11 protein-coding genes and 1 other annotated feature (1 of these 12 running past the window's edge) are annotated in these 15,040 nt (G+C 47.0%); of the genes, 1 reads left to right on the forward strand and 10 read right to left on the reverse strand.

Annotated features, from left to right (window positions below; translation table 11 throughout):
- Positions 1-8 precede the first annotated feature (8 nt).
- The 8 genes from carB to lspA form a co-directional block, all read right to left on the reverse strand.
- Positions 9-3,230, reverse strand: a complete 3,222-nt coding sequence (carB, locus tag CEF13_RS17755; RefSeq protein ID WP_102712526.1) for a carbamoyl-phosphate synthase large subunit — start codon at positions 3,228-3,230, stop codon at positions 9-11.
- Positions 3,217-4,362: a carbamoyl phosphate synthase small subunit gene (locus tag CEF13_RS17760; RefSeq protein WP_102712529.1), complete on the reverse strand. Its 1,146-nt coding sequence runs from the start codon at positions 4,360-4,362 to the stop codon at positions 3,217-3,219. Before CEF13_RS17760 ends, carB begins: the two co-directional genes overlap by 14 nt.
- Positions 4,363-4,424: 62 nt before the next feature.
- The gene (locus CEF13_RS17765; protein ID WP_102712531.1) at positions 4,425-5,711 is read right to left on the reverse strand and encodes a dihydroorotase; all 1,287 of its coding nucleotides are present in this window, start codon (positions 5,709-5,711) and stop codon (positions 4,425-4,427) included.
- 44 nt (positions 5,712-5,755) lie between these two features.
- The gene (locus tag CEF13_RS17770; protein WP_102712533.1) at positions 5,756-6,655 is read right to left on the reverse strand and encodes an aspartate carbamoyltransferase catalytic subunit; all 900 of its coding nucleotides are present in this window, start codon (positions 6,653-6,655) and stop codon (positions 5,756-5,758) included.
- On the reverse strand, positions 6,652-7,227 hold the full coding sequence (gene pyrR / locus CEF13_RS17775; protein ID WP_102712535.1) for a bifunctional pyr operon transcriptional regulator/uracil phosphoribosyltransferase PyrR: 576 nt from the start codon (positions 7,225-7,227) through the stop codon (positions 6,652-6,654). Before pyrR ends, CEF13_RS17770 begins: the two co-directional genes overlap by 4 nt.
- A 337-nt stretch (positions 7,228-7,564) precedes the next feature.
- Positions 7,565-8,800, reverse strand: a complete 1,236-nt coding sequence (locus CEF13_RS17780; RefSeq protein ID WP_102712537.1) for an LL-diaminopimelate aminotransferase — start codon at positions 8,798-8,800, stop codon at positions 7,565-7,567.
- A 121-nt stretch (positions 8,801-8,921) separates the two neighbouring features.
- On the reverse strand, positions 8,922-9,860 hold the full coding sequence (locus CEF13_RS17785; RefSeq protein WP_102712539.1) for an RluA family pseudouridine synthase: 939 nt from the start codon (positions 9,858-9,860) through the stop codon (positions 8,922-8,924).
- Positions 9,841-10,362 (reverse strand): signal peptidase II, encoded by a 522-nt coding sequence (gene lspA / locus CEF13_RS17790; protein ID WP_102712541.1) that lies wholly within the window; start codon positions 10,360-10,362, stop codon positions 9,841-9,843. Before lspA ends, CEF13_RS17785 begins: the two co-directional genes overlap by 20 nt.
- 197 nt (positions 10,363-10,559) lie before the next feature.
- On the opposite strand from lspA, the gene CEF13_RS17795 reads away from it, so the two are divergent.
- A complete protein-coding gene (locus CEF13_RS17795) occupies positions 10,560-11,291 on the forward strand; it encodes a TraR/DksA C4-type zinc finger protein (protein ID WP_102712543.1) in 732 nt (243 codons plus the stop codon).
- Here CEF13_RS17795 and CEF13_RS17800 read toward each other — a convergent pair.
- Positions 11,288-11,626, reverse strand: coding sequence for a DUF5665 domain-containing protein (locus CEF13_RS17800; protein WP_243864347.1), 339 nt, complete (start codon positions 11,624-11,626; stop codon positions 11,288-11,290). The two genes, CEF13_RS17795 and CEF13_RS17800, sit on opposite strands and share 4 nt — an antisense overlap.
- 141 nt (positions 11,627-11,767) lie before the next feature.
- Positions 11,768-14,866 (reverse strand): isoleucine--tRNA ligase, encoded by a 3,099-nt coding sequence (gene ileS / locus CEF13_RS17805; protein ID WP_102712547.1) that lies wholly within the window; start codon positions 14,864-14,866, stop codon positions 11,768-11,770.
- A 46-nt stretch (positions 14,867-14,912) separates the two neighbouring features.
- Positions 14,913-15,040: a binding site (T-box leader), on the reverse strand (it continues 176 nt past the right edge of the window).

Raw genomic sequence — 15,040 nt, forward strand, 5'->3', positions numbered from 1 at the left:
AATATGTCTTACTTCTTCAGATGCACCGGCATTGAGCGCGACGAGAAGTTAAGTGTTTCAAGCATAACTAGCAAAGCGCGTACGGTATCCAATGATGTCATACAAACTACACCATTCTCAACTGCTTCACGACGAATTCGGAAGCCGTCGCGTTCAGGAGCTTTACCTTTTGTCAATGTATTGACAACAAATTGCGCTTGGCCCTCACGTACCAGATCAAGAATGTTAGGCGAACCTTCACTTAGCTTGTTAACCGTAGTTACAATCAAGCCTGCTTCTTCAAGCGTTTTTGCTGTTCCGCCTGTTGCAATGATTTTGTAGCCTAGATTAAAGAATCCGCGCAGCAATTCTGTTGCTTCTTCTTTATCTTTATCCGCTACAGTAGCAATAATGGCGCCCGAAGTCGGAATTTTCATTCCTGCACCGATTAGGCCTTTGTATAGCGCTTTTGCATATTGCACATCACGGCCCATGACTTCGCCTGTCGATTTCATTTCCGGCGTAAGCGTAGGGTCAACGCGGCGCAGCTTCGCGAAGGAGAATACAGGAACCTTAACCGATACATACTCATCTTCCGGCCACAAGCCTTCCGTATAGCCAAGATCAGCAAGCTTTGTACCAAGAATAGCTTGCGTAGCCAGGTTAGCCATTGGAATGTTTGTTACTTTGCTTAAGAATGGAACGGTACGCGATGAACGAGGATTAACCTCTATTACGTATACTTTATCTTGATGAATAACGAACTGGATATTAACAAGTCCGATAACATTTAATGCTTTGGTAATGTTGATCGTAATGTTGATAATTTGCTGCTTAATATCGTCGGATAGCGATTGTGGAGGGTATACCGCAATCGAGTCGCCGGAGTGTACTCCTGCGCGTTCAACATGCTCCATAATACCTGGGATAAGAACGGTATCGCCGTCGCAAATCGCATCAACTTCCGCTTCTTTGCCCATCATATAACGGTCGATCAATACCGGATGTTCCGGATTGATTTTGACAGCCACTTCCATGTAGCTAAGCAGTTCTTCATCCGAATAGACGATTTCCATTGCACGGCCGCCGAGTACGTACGAAGGACGAACAAGTACAGGATAACCAAGGCCTTGTGCAGTTGCGACAGCTTCATCTACCGAAGTTACTGTGCTTCCATCAGGCTGCGGTACATTTAGGCTGCGAAGCAAAGCTTCAAATTTCTTGCGATCCTCTGCTGCATCAATGCTTTCAAGGCTGGAGCCAAGAATTCGAACACCTGCTTTAGAGAGCGGCGCTGCTAGGTTGATTGCCGTTTGACCGCCGAACTGTACGATAACGCCAATCGGATTCTCCTGCTCAATAACGTTCATAACATCTTCGAAAAATAATGGCTCAAAGTATAGTCGATCCGATGTGCTGAAGTCTGTTGATACGGTTTCTGGGTTATTGTTAATAATAACCGCTTCGTAGCCGGCATTTTGAATGGCCCAAACCGCATGCACTGTTGAGTAATCGAACTCTATGCCTTGGCCAATCCGAATCGGGCCAGAGCCAAGCACGAGTACTTTCTGCTTATCGGTCTGAATGACTTCGTTCTCTACTTCATATGTGGAATAGTAGTACGGTGTGGACGCTTCAAATTCAGCGGCACATGTATCAACCATTTTGTATACGGGCTTCAAGTTAAGCTGAACACGAAGCTCACGGACGTCTGCTTCTGTCGTGTGGCTGCCGTTCGGGAAGCCTTCATGACGAACTTCAGCGATTGAGCGGTCAGAGAAGCCTTTGCGCTTTGCTTCATAAAGCGTTTGTTGAGACAAGGTTGCCTCACTGCGCATACGATCCTCGAAAGCGACGATCGATTGGATTTTATCAAGGAACCACCAATCAATTTTCGTTAAATCTTGAATATCCTGAAGCTTATAGCCGCGGCGGAAAGCTTCTGCTACAAGGAACATACGCTCATCATCCGGTTTCTCCAGACGAGTGCGAAGAACAGCATCCTCCAAAGATGAAGCTTCTTTCAAATGAATGCGATGAGTGCCTATTTCAAGAGAGCGAACTGCTTTGTGAATCGATTCTTCAAAGGTACGGCCGATTGCCATAACCTCACCAGTCGCTTTCATTTGTGTGCCAAGCTTGCGATTAGCATTAACAAATTTATCGAAAGGCCAGCGCGGAATTTTCGATACGATGTAATCCAGCGTCGGCTCGAAGCAAGCATAGGTTTGGCCCGTAACCGGGTTAACAAGCTCATCAAGCGTATAGCCGATTGCGATTTTTGCTGCCATTTTTGCAATCGGATAGCCTGTTGCTTTCGATGCAAGGGCAGAAGAACGGCTTACGCGCGGATTAACTTCAATAACATAGTACTGGTAGCTGTGCGGATCTAATGCGAACTGAACGTTACAGCCGCCCTCAATATTAAGTGCACGGATAATTTTGAGCGATGCTGAACGAAGCATTTGATACTCGCGATCAGAAAGGGTTTGACTTGGCGCTACAACGATACTGTCGCCAGTATGTACGCCTACCGGGTCAAAGTTCTCCATATTACAGACGACGATACAGTTGTCATTCGCGTCCCGCATAACTTCATATTCAACTTCCTTCATGCCTGCGATCGATTTCTCGATCAAGCACTGGCTAATCGGGCTGTACCGAATACCGGAAGTAACCGTTTCACGAAGCTCTTCCTCGTTCGCGCAAATACCTCCGCCTGTTCCACCTAGCGTATACGCAGGACGAACAATAATCGGATAGCCGATCGAATTAGCGAAATCCACAGCTGCTTCTACAGTCGTTACGATATCGCTGTCTGGAACAGGCTGCTCCAGCTCGCGCATCAAATCACGGAACAAATCGCGATCCTCCGCTTTCTCAATGGCTGTTAGCTGCGTTCCTAGAAGCTTTACGTTCTCTTGTTCAAGAACGCCTGCACGCGCCAACTCAACCGCCATGTTAAGACCGGTTTGTCCGCCAAGCGTCGGCAGCAAGCCGTCCGGACGCTCCTGACGAATGATTTGTGAAACGAAATCAAGTGTAATCGGCTCGATATAAACTTTATCTGCCATATTCGTGTCAGTCATAATCGTAGCAGGGTTACTGTTTATAAGAACAACCTCATAGCCCTCTTCTTTCAAGGCTTGGCAAGCTTGTGTGCCGGCATAGTCAAACTCAGCCGCTTGTCCGATGACGATCGGACCGGATCCGATCACGAGAATTTTTTTGAGTTCATTATTTTTGGGCATACTGAAGTTCTCCTTTCAACGTCTCCGATAACACCGCTTGACGGGGTTTTTGTGGGTTATTTAATTTATGCGTACGGATCATTTGAAGGAATTCATCAAACAGGTAGCTGGAATCATATGGGCCAGGCGCCGCTTCCGGGTGATATTGCACCGAGAATGCCGGGAACTTATTATGTTTCAGCCCTTCAATCGTACGGTCATTGTTGTTAATGTGCGTGACAGTCAAATCTGTGCCGCCCAGCGATTCTTCAAGTACGGTGTACCCATGGTTTTGAGATGTGATATAGCAGCGATTAGTGGCCAATTCTTTCACCGGGTGATTTCCGCCGCGGTGGCCGAATTTAAGCTTCGTTGAATCTGCTCCGCAAGCAAGCGCCATTAACTGATGACCTAAGCAAATACCGAATATTGGATATTCTCCAAGCAATTCGGAGATCATTTTGACAGCGTATGGAACATCCTTCGGATCCCCAGGACCGTTAGACAATTGAATTCCATCTGGGTTCAGTCGACGAATTTTATCAGCTGACGTATCATGAGGTACGACAACTACATCACAGCCGCGCTTCGTAAGCTCACGAAGTATGCCGCTCTTAGCGCCGAAATCAACAAGCACGATTCGCTCGCCTTGGCCAGGACTTGTAAATAGATGCGGTGTTGATGTACGCGCTACTTGATCTGTCATGAGCTTGGAGATGTTAAGGCGTTCTGCCAGCTCCTCCACACGCTCATTTCCTGTTGTAATAAGGCCCTTCATTGTGCCGTAATGGCGCAGCTTACGAGTGAGCATACGCGTATCAATGTCGCTGATTCCCGGGATGCCATGCTCCTTCAGCAGTTGGCCTAGCGAATATTGAGCACGCCAGTTGCTTGGCACTTCCTCATGGCGGCGAACAACAAAACCGTGAATGAATGGCAGGTGCGTTTCGAAATCATCGCGAGTAATTCCATAGTTGCCGATTAGCGGGTAAGTCATCGTAACGATTTGTCCGCAGTAGGACGGGTCTGAAAGAACCTCTTGGTAACCGGTAATTCCTGTATTAAATACAACCTCACCCATCATTTGTGCTTCTGCACCGAATGAAAGGCCCGTAAACAACGTACCATCTTCCAACAATAATCTAGCTTGCATCCGTCTCACTCCTCAGGTGTTGATTGTTCCCATATAATGAATTTAGCAGGTTATAAAATCTATTATTCAGACCAGACAACAGCGCCGTCAACGATTGTCGTTACAGGCCAGCCGCTCAGCTTCCAGCCGCCGAATGGCGTGTTATTGCTTTTTGATGCGAAGGTGCTTGGATCTACCGCACGCTCGTTGTTCAGATCGACGATTGTAAGATCGGCCGGCGCCCCTTGCTCCAGCCGTCCCGTCGGAAGACGGAAAACCTTAGCTGGGTCTGTTGTCATGCGCTGCAGAAGGAATCCTAAAGTCCAAATACCCGTTTGTACGAATTTGGTGTACAACAGCGGGAAAGCCGTTTCGAAGCCAACGATGCCGAATGGTGCCAGTTGAACGCCCCGAGCCTTCTCTTCCGCACTATGAGGCGCATGGTCGGTTACGATCATATCAATTGTACCGTCTTCAAGCCCTTCAATTACTGCTTTAACATCTCTAGGCGTACGAAGCGGAGGATTCATCTTCCAATTCGCATCCTCAAGACCAGGAATGTCTTCATCTGACAAAAGCAGATGGTGAGGACAAACTTCCGCTGTTACGCGTACTCCGATTTGCTTAGCAAGACGGATGAGCCTTACCGACTGCTCCGTGCTAACATGGCATACATGGTAGTGCACGCCAGTTGCTTCTGCAAGCAATACATCTCTGCCTACATGAATGGCCTCCGACTCATTCGGAATGCCTTTCAGCCCGTGCTTACGCGAGAATTCACCCTCAGAAGCCCAAGCTCCAACAACGAGCGAATCATCTTCACAATGAGCGATGATCGGCATGTCCATAGACTGTGCAAGCGCCATGGCATCCTTCATCATTTGAGCGTTTTGTACGCCGACTCCATCATCCGTAAAGCCTATCGCACCAGCTTCCTTCAATGCGGCAAAGTCCGTCAACTCGCGTCCAAGCTCATTTTTAGTAATTGCAGCATACGGCAGAACTTTAACGATACCAACCTGCTCTGCTTTATTTTTAATATAGCTTACCGTCTCTGCCGTATCTGTTACCGGACGAGTGTTCGGCATGCAAGCGATTGTCGTAAAGCCGCCTTTGGCCGCTGAACGAGTTCCCGTCTCGATATCTTCTTTATATTCAAACCCTGGATCGCGCAAATGAACGTGCATGTCGATAAATCCAGGCGAAACCAGCTTGCCTTTAGCGTCAATGACTTCGGCGCTGCCTGTATCTGGCGTTGTTCCGCCGTCAACGATGGCTGCGATTTTCCCGTTTTCGAGTTGAATATGCTTGCTCTCCAAGCTTCCAGCCGCTTCATTCCATACGTTTCCGTTAATAATCCATAGTGACATTGTTTGTTCACCCTCCGAACTTATTCAGTGTATGTTATTTCAGGCTAGCTCAGTGCTCGTTCTATGACGGCCATTCGGATTGGAACTCCGTTTTCCATTTGTGTGAATATTTTTGATTGCGAGTGCTCGACCAGCTCATCGTCAATTTCCACATTGCGATTGATTGGTGCGGGATGCATGATGATCGCGTGCTTTGCTAGCCTGCCTGCTCTTTCCACTGTCAGGCCGTAATGCTCACGATAGCTCTCAGCTGAGCTCAGCATACCGCTCTCATGACGCTCCAGCTGTACACGAAGCATCATGACCACATCGGATTTCAACGCTTCTTCCATAGAGATATAATTCACATCAAGCTCCGGCGCCTGCATGTTCGGCGGAGAGCAGAAATTAACGTTGACTCCGAATTTCCGCAGCGCCCACAAATTCGAACGCGCTACCCGGCTGTGCAGGACATCTCCGATAATCGTTACGGATAGGCCTTTTAAGTGTCCAAAGTGCTTGCGCATTGTATACATATCAAGAAGGGCTTGCGTCGGGTGCTCATTGTTGCCGTCACCAGCATTGATAAGAGGAACCTTGATCTTCTCAGCTAGCTCAGCAAGCATGCCGATTGGCTTCAAGCGGATAATTCCGACGTCAATGCCCATAGATTCCAATGTTCTTACTGTATCGTAAATCGATTCACCCTTTTGCACGCTTGAGACCGCAGCTGAGAAGTTCAAAGCCTCGGCTCCAAGACGTTTCTCGGCTACTTCGAAGGAGAACCTCGTCCGTGTACTGTTCTCAAAAAACATATTAGCTGCGAATTTACCTTGCATCACGCTGTGTGCTTTCGCCGGATGGCTCTCCCAGTAAGCAGCACGGTCAAGAATCGATTCCATTTCTTCCACGCTTAAATCCTTTAATCCAAGCAGACTCCGTTGCCTTAGCTTTGTTAATGTCATCCAGTCTGCCCCCTTTGGTTAATAATCGTAACCTGATCAATATGATCGAATTCGACCAAAGCTACATCAATTTGCTCCTGCTTCGAGGTTGGTACGTTCTTTCCGACAAAATCGGGCCGAATGGGCAGTTCTCTATGTCCGCGGTCTACAAGAACGGCTAGCTGAATGCTCTGCGGTCTTCCACAGTCCATTAAGGCATCCATCGCCGCACGAATCGTCCGCCCGGTATACAAAACATCATCGAATAGTATAATTCTCTTGTCCTGCACCGTAAAAGGCGTACCGTCCGTATTACAAATTGCGGCTGATACCTTTGCCTCGGCAGCATTCGCTGCATTGCGGTCATCGCGGTAATGAGTAATATCCAGCTCGCTCACAAGCACCGGCTTGCCTTCAATTTCTCGGATACGCTCAGCGATTCGACGCGCTAAGAATATACCCCGCGTCCGAATGCCCACGATTACGCAATCATCAATACCTTTGTTCTTCTCTACAATTTCATGAGCAATTCGCGTTAATGCCCGGCGAATTGCCGTTTCATCCATTATGACTAAATGCTCTTCCTCCGCCATTTCCGCTGACTCCTCCTTCTTCCAATTGCTTGGCAGCTACAAAAAAAGCTCCTTGCGTAGTTCGCAAGGAGCTTTGTGATTAGGCGTCTAAAAGATAGGCTGCACACCTGTACAGCTTTCGTCACAGAAAGCTGTTAGTTAGGATGTCCTATTATTCTCTTCTATTGACCTGTTATTCACGCTACCTTGCCAGCCTCTCTGGACTGAGTTAAAGGTACTGCTGTTTATCAAAGAAATTATCCCACGTTCGACAAAAGAAGTCAAGTAAAAACGAATATTTCCGCTAGTACGAATTGTGGAATAAGATCAAGCAGCGGTGCATGTACAATTCAAGTATTTATAAGCTCAGGTTACGGATTCTTTCAACTGCCTTCTCCGTGTTCTCACGGCTGCCGAATGCAGTAAGACGGAAATAGCCTTGACCGCTTTGACCGAATCCCACACCCGGAGTGCCAACGATATTTGCCTCGGTGAGCAGCTTGTCGAAAAATGACCAAGAATCCATGCCGTTCGGTGTTTTCAGCCAAATGTAAGGAGCATTAACGCCGCCAAACACTTCTAGTCCAATTGATGCAAGACCGTCACGTATAATCGCGGCATTCGTCATATAATAGTCAACCACTGATTTGATCTGCTCTTTGCCTTCAGCGGAATAAATAGCGGCAGCACCGCGCTGCGTCACATACGACACGCCATTGAATTTAGTCGTGTGACGGCGATTCCACATATCATTGATCAATACTTCGTTTCCGAAAGCATCAAATCCCTTCAAATCGCGTGGAACAACCGTGTAAGCGCAGCGTACGCCTGTGAAACCCGCTGTTTTGGAGAAACTGCGGAATTCAATCGCAACCTCACGCGCACCCTCGATCTCATATATGCTGTGCGGTACATCCTCTTCTTGAATGAACGCCTCATAGGCGGAATCATACAAAATAATGCATTTATTCGCTTTCGCATAATCAACCCACACCTTGAGCTCTTCTTTCGTCAGCGTCATGCCGGTCGGATTATTCGGATAGCACAAGTAGATAATATCGACTTTACGGTCCGGCAAGCTTGGCTTGAAATCATTTTCGGCGGTGCACGCCAGATACGCGATATTGTCATACCGTTTCGTTTCTTGATTATATTTGCCTGAACGGCCAGCCATTACATTCGTATCCACATAAACAGGGTACACGGGGTCCTGAACGGCAACAATGCTGTTTTCGCTGAAAATCTCTTGAATATTTCCTACATCGCATTTGGAACCGTCGCTGACAAATACTTCATTCGACGCGATTTCCATTCCGCGAGCTTTATAATCATTCTCAATGATTGCGTCAATTAGAAAATCATAGCCTTGTTCTGGACCGTATCCGCGGAATGATGTTGGAGCAGCAAGCTCGTCTACGGCACTGTGCATTGCCTTCAGTACTGCGTCAGGCAAGCCCCGTGTAACGTCTCCTATGCCAAGGCTAATAATTTCTGCATCTGGATTGTCTTGCATAAATTTCGTACGTCGTTTTGCGATTTCAGAAAATAAATAGCTGCCCTGCAGCTCCAAATAGTTCTGATTAATGGATGTCATCTCGTGTCACCAATCCTTATTTCATCATTTATGGTCAGTTGTTATTGTCTAGAATAACTCACTTTATGACTATAAATAATGAATAATGTGGTGAAAAGTTTGCACTATTGGACGCTTCCCATTATCTTAATCGCAGGCTGTTTAGAACATGCTCGAAATCCGCAGGCAATGGCACTTCGAATTGAAGCCTTTCCCCGCTGCGCGGATGCGTAAAGCCGATAATGGCTGCATGCAGAGCTTGTCCTTTCAAAGCGATATTTTTATTTCTGCCATACACAGGATCACCCGCAAGCGGATGGCCAATGTATTTCATATGAACACGAATTTGATGCGTCCGTCCTGTCTCAAGCTGAAGCTCTACAATTGTATAATCGCCCAGCCGCTCCAGTACTACAAAATGGGTTACAGCATGTCGGCTGTTGCGTTCCGTTACGGTGAACAGCTTACGATCATTCTGATCACGTCCGATAGGAGCGTCTATGGTTCCCTGATCATGCGGGAGATTACCGTGAACAAGAGCAATATATTTACGGGTTACGGTATGTTCCTTCAACTGCTCTGCAAGTGAAACATGGGCGAGATCATTCTTCGCTGCCATAAGCAAGCCCGTCGTATCCTTATCGATCCGATGCACGATGCCCGGACGAATCATTCCGTTAATACCCGATAAATCCTTACAATGATACATCAATGCATTCACAAGCGTACCCGACGAATGTCCGGGAGCCGGATGAACAACCATTCCGCGCGGCTTGTTTATTACGATTACATCCGAATCTTCATATATTACCTCAAGCGGGATAGCCTCAGGCACGATAGCTGCATCCTCAGGCTCCGGTATTAGTAAGCTTACTTTATTGTCCTCGAGCACTTTAACATTTGCTTTGGCTACCTTCCCATCAACTTGAACGGCGCCTGCTTTGATCCATTCCTGTACCTGCGTTCTCGATACCCCTGCATCTTCGATACTGTCTGTTACAAACTTATCCACTCGTTCACCGGCTTGATCCGGCTCTACGATCCATTCCAACGGTTCTTCATTATATAGGTTGCTGCTCATGATTGTTAGTTTCCTTGTCCTCTCCATTTGGCGTACGTTTCTTCTCATCCTTAGCGGATAACAAGGTGTCGATTAAGATTAGTATGACACCGCAGACGATTGCGGAATCAGCAATGTTGAAAATGGGGAACGGGTAGCTTCCGAAAGTGAAGGATAAGAAATCGACAACCTCTCCGTGACGCGCACGGTCAAGAAAATTGCCAATTGCTCCGCCCAGCACCAAGCCTAAGCCAACAAGAAGCCACGGCTTTGCTGTTTTGCGCATCGCTTGTATGTACCAAACAACGCCGGATACAATCACGATCGTAATAATGATAAAAAACAAGCGTTGCTCCTGCAAAATGCCAAATGCAGCACCTCGATTGCGATGCGATGTAATAACAAAAAAATTGCCGATAACGCTGATTTGCTCATGGAGTTCTAATTGAGTAGCAATAATTTTTTTGGTTACAAAATCAAGAACAAATACAAGCAGGGCTACCCAGTAATAATAATAACGCATTCGATCACTCCTATGTTTTTGTGAAGCAACGCTAGTATCCGAAAAACGGCTAACCAACCGCAATTAATTGTAGCATACTAAGCTGAAGAAGTGCCAGCAAATGACGCTTCTTCTTCCATTGAAGTCCATACTGAAAATCCGCCTTCCGGCAAAAACTAATCAAGCAATTATGTTCTCTGCAAAGGACGGTGCTTCATATGACAACCCCAACAAATGATCAATTCAAGCTGCTGCGCAGCAGGCTGCTCGATGAGAAGGAAGAAATCGAGAAGCGGCTTTTTGAAAATGATAATTTCGGCCTAAGCCATTCACTCCGTGATGATACTGGCGAGCTTTCAGCAGTCGACAATCATCCCGGCGACACTGCAACAGAGCTTTATGAACGCGAGAAGGATATCGCATTGCTGGAGCAAGAGGAGCTTCATTTAAGACGTATTGATGCTGCACTAGCTGCCATGAAGGATGGATCTTATGGTATTTGTATCACATGCAATGAGCCAATACCGCTTGAACGACTTGATGCGGTTCCAGATTGTCTATATTGTATAGAGCATGCTCCGCGCCAGCAGGTTTCTTTGCGCCGGCCTGCGGAAGAGTTCGTACTCTATCCTCCATTCGGCCGAACAAGCATGGATGAGCATGATTTCTTTCACGGATTTGACGGAGAGGATGCTTGGCAAGCAGTTGAACAATGGGGCAACTCCGATTCTCCTGCCATGTCGGAAAACCGCAATGTAACAGATTACGCGCACGTAGGCATTGAAGCAGATGAAAATGACGGTTACGTTGAGCCCATTGAAAGCTTTCTCGCAACCGACATCACCGGGCGTTATGTGTTCCTTGTTCGAAACCATGAATATGAGCAGTACATGCAGAGCACAGAAGGCGACCATAATCTTGAGAATATGGAAGACGATGAATTGAATTAATACGTCTTGCCTTCGAGCTGAATTTGAACGATACGGACAATGTCTGCGATATAGTCGCCAATAATAGGCAGGTTTAACGCACCTAGTATTTGCAGCACATAAAGAATGGTCGCAGCAAAAAAAGTAAAGCCGATTGCGATGCCTACGCCTCTGGCTGTTCCAGCGAGTAGGTTTTTCCAGATTAGCGTTCTAGGTTTATTTAATAAATTCACATAATCGGCTATTTGCGTCCGCTCCATATCCGCTGCTATACTTTGCAGTCGTTTATCAAGCTTGCTTAACGAAGTTTGTAACTCGATCAAATCCTTTGATTGTTCCGGATTAATTGATTTCATACGAGGCATCCCCTTTGTCAAACCATAAAACGAGGCCATTCCTTAACGGCTATTGCATCAAGCGGCTGTCGCTCGCTTCTTGCAGCAGCCGGAAGGATTCGGCCTCGTTTTTCGCTTGTTTTATTCCTTTATACTATATCCTTATCCGCGAATGAAGATTCCAATTTCCTTATCTCCAAGTGCAACTCGTTCCATTTCGGCAACCGCTTCATAAGTAACCGTCTGAATAAGTACATTATCCTGCAGAACTTCAGAGAATGCCTCAAGCGCTGCTTTCAGCTCGCTATCCACATCAAGAACGAGATCAATTCGTTTCTCAATAGGAAGATCAAGCTTTTTCCTTGTATCCTGAACAGCACGAATGACTTCACGAACCCAGCCCTCTTGCTCGAGCTCTGCTGTAATGTCGGTATTGAGTGCAACCGTTACGCCGTTGCCAGAAGCAGATGCGAAGCCTGATTTAGCCTGCTTCTCAACTAATAGCTCATCGACCGCAATGGCAAGCTGCTCACCTTCGGCGGTAGTGAAATCAAAGCTTCCTCCGTTAACAATGCGGCTAGTCTGTTCTGCGCTCAAGCCCTTAAGCTGTGCTTGAATCGGCCCAACATGCTTTCCGTATTTTTTACCGGCAATTTTCAAGTTCAGCTTTAATGTGAAATCAACAAAGCCGCTGTCGGACGTTTGTACTTTAATGGCCTTCACATTAATTTCATCCTTCACAATATCCTCATAGCCTGCAACATCGAAATCACGGTCAAGCGATACGATAAGCTCGGATAGCGGCTGGCGTGTTTTAATGCCGGTTTCATTACGAACGTTGCGAGCCAGCTCGACGATTTGCTTCGCGCTGTCCATATCGCGCTCCAGCTTCTCGTCAATCGCTGCTTCATCCGCCTTCGGATAATCTGTCAAATGCACACTGCCTTCTCCGCCCAAGTTGCCGAATACATCTTCAGCAAGCAGAGGTGCGTAAGGAGCAATAAGACGAGACAGTGTCAACAGAACGCTGCGCAAGGTTTGGTAAGCAGCCAGTTTGTCTTCCGTTAGCCCGCTTCCCCAGAAACGATCGCGTGAACGTCGGATATACCAGTTGCTGAGCTCATCAACAAAAGTCTCAATCGATTTAGCCGGATTAAGGAAATCATTAACCTCGAGCCCTTTATTTACCGTTTTGATCAAGCTGTTCAGACGGGAGATAATCCAGCGATCAAGCTTGTTGTCGGATTTGACCTCGGCATGCGCATTATAATCATAACCATCGATAGAAGCATAAAGCGCAAAGAAAGCATGCGTATTTACAATGGTATCAATGACCTTCGATTTCGCTTCACCTACAATACCGCGTGAGAACCGTTTGCTGTTCCACGGCGCGCTATCAGAAAGCAAAGCCCAACGGAATGCATCCGTACCATACTCATTAATGATTTCCCAAGGATCGATAACATTGCCTTTCGACTTGGACATTTTCTGGCCGTTCTCGTCCAGTATATGGCCTGTTGAAATAACAGCCTTGTAAGGCGCTTTGCCATTATACAAGGTCGAGACAGCAAGCAAGCTGTAGAACCAGCCGCGCGTTTGATCAATTCCTTCGCAGATGATATCAGCAGGATATTGATCTGCGAACTCCTTCTCGTTCTCAAACGGATGATGGTGCTGAGCAAATGGCATGGAGCCACTGTCAAACCAAACATCGATAACCTCCGGCGTACGAGTCATTTCCGCGCCTTCAGCGAAAGGAGATTTCAGCTTAATCTCATCTACATAAGGCTTATGAAGCTCGATATCCTCCGGCACATCTCCGATTGCCATAGCGCGCAAATCGGCAATGCTGCTTGGTGAATATTCTTTTCCGGTAACATCGCATACCCACACGTTAAGCGGAGTTCCCCAATAACGGTTCCGGCTAATGTTCCAATCCACCAAATCCTCTAGGAATTTGCCGAAGCGACCTTCACGAATGTGTCCAGGATACCAGTCCACACTATTATTGTTTGCGATTAACTGATCTTTAACCGCAGTCGTTTTAATAAACCAGCTTTCCATTGCATAGTAGATCAAAGGCGTTTTGCAGCGCCAGCAGAATGGATAGCTGTGCTCGTAGCGTTCCTTGGAGTAGAGCAAGCCGCGTTCGCTAAGATTTTTTACAATGTCGATGTCTAGTTCGCTATCCTTGACGAATCTTCCGGCAAAGTCAGTAACCTCAGAAATATAACGTCCTGCCAAATCAACAACGCTTAGCATGCTGATTCCATTCTCACGGGAAACGCGGTAATCATCCTCACCGTGTGCCGGTGCGATATGCACGATCCCTGTACCGCTTGAATCACTGACGAAATCGCCTGCAATGACGATATGTCCTTTCTCTACCGGAACATAGCGGAATGGCGGCTCATAGCTAAGTCCAACAAGCTCGGCGCCCTTTACAGTAGACAAGATTTCATAGTCATCCTTAAGCACACTCTCCGCTAGGTTTTGTGCAACGATATAGATTTCACCATTTTTGGAGGCACGAATATAATCGATCTCCGGATTAACAGCAAGCGCTACGTTAGCAGGCAACGTCCAAGGCGTAGTCGTCCATGCTAGAATGAATTCACCGGACTCCGTAAGTTTGAATTTCGCTGTCGCGCTTAAGTCCTTTACATCCTCATATCCCTGCGCAACCTCATGCGAGCTGAGCGTCGTTTGGCAATCAGGACAGTAAGGACTTACACGATGGCCGCGGTACAGCAAGCCTTTGCCGTGAATGGTTGACAGAATATGCCACACGCTCTCGATATACTCATTCTTCAGCGTTATATACGGGTTATCCAAATCCGTCCAGTAAGCGATGGCCTCGGTCAGCTCACGCCATTGCTTTTCATATTCAAATACACTGTTTTTGCATTTATTGACAAATTTCTCAACGCCGTACTCTTCAATCTCTTGCTTGCCGGAAATGCCAAGCTGCTTCTCAACGCCCAGCTCTACGGGAAGACCATGTGTATCCCAGCCTGCTTTACGAATAACGCGATATCCGTCCATCGTTTTGTAGCGGCAAATAAAGTCTTTGATTACACGTCCGAGCACATGCCCGATATGCGGCGCTCCATTCGCTGTCGGAGGACCTTCATAAAATACAAAATTCGGCTTGCCTTCTCGATTTGTGATTGATTGTTTGAACGTATCATTCTGTTTCCATTGTTCCAGTACACGCAGCTCGCGGGTGCGGGCACGTTCCTTTACGTCTACACGTTGCATCATTTCAGCCTCCTAGTTTAAACAAAAATAAAGCCTCATCCCTATGAGAAGGGACGAGGCTTAGTCGCGTTACCACCCTTGTTCCGCACCTGCAGCTGACAAACAGCTAGCAAGCCTATACATACGAGCAGCTACAATTAGCTGAGTATTATGCGGCACCTTAGTCGCGAACCA

Origin of the sequence: Paenibacillus castaneae (assembly GCF_002884445.1) — a bacterium.
In the GTDB taxonomy this organism is placed as follows: domain Bacteria; phylum Bacillota; class Bacilli; order Paenibacillales; family Paenibacillaceae; genus Pristimantibacillus; species Pristimantibacillus castaneae.

Excerpts from the sequence above, each read along its gene's own strand:
- carB (WP_102712526.1), bottom strand. The coding sequence starts at position 3,230 with ATGCCCAAAAATAATGAACTCAAAAAAATTCTCGTGATCGGATCCGGT.
- CEF13_RS17760 (WP_102712529.1), bottom strand. The coding sequence starts at position 4,362 with ATGCAAGCTAGATTATTGTTGGAAGATGGTACGTTGTTTACGGGCCTT.
- CEF13_RS17765 (WP_102712531.1), bottom strand. The coding sequence starts at position 5,711 with ATGTCACTATGGATTATTAACGGAAACGTATGGAATGAAGCGGCTGGA.
- CEF13_RS17770 (WP_102712533.1), bottom strand. The coding sequence starts at position 6,655 with ATGACATTAACAAAGCTAAGGCAACGGAGTCTGCTTGGATTAAAGGAT.
- pyrR (WP_102712535.1), bottom strand. The coding sequence starts at position 7,227 with ATGGCGGAGGAAGAGCATTTAGTCATAATGGATGAAACGGCAATTCGC.
- CEF13_RS17780 (WP_102712537.1), bottom strand. The coding sequence starts at position 8,800 with ATGACATCCATTAATCAGAACTATTTGGAGCTGCAGGGCAGCTATTTA.
- CEF13_RS17785 (WP_102712539.1), bottom strand. The coding sequence starts at position 9,860 with ATGAGCAGCAACCTATATAATGAAGAACCGTTGGAATGGATCGTAGAG.
- lspA (WP_102712541.1), bottom strand. The coding sequence starts at position 10,362 with ATGCGTTATTATTATTACTGGGTAGCCCTGCTTGTATTTGTTCTTGAT.
- CEF13_RS17795 (WP_102712543.1), top strand. The coding sequence starts at position 10,560 with ATGACAACCCCAACAAATGATCAATTCAAGCTGCTGCGCAGCAGGCTG.
- CEF13_RS17800 (WP_243864347.1), bottom strand. The coding sequence starts at position 11,626 with ATGAAATCAATTAATCCGGAACAATCAAAGGATTTGATCGAGTTACAA.
- ileS (WP_102712547.1), bottom strand. The coding sequence starts at position 14,866 with ATGCAACGTGTAGACGTAAAGGAACGTGCCCGCACCCGCGAGCTGCGT.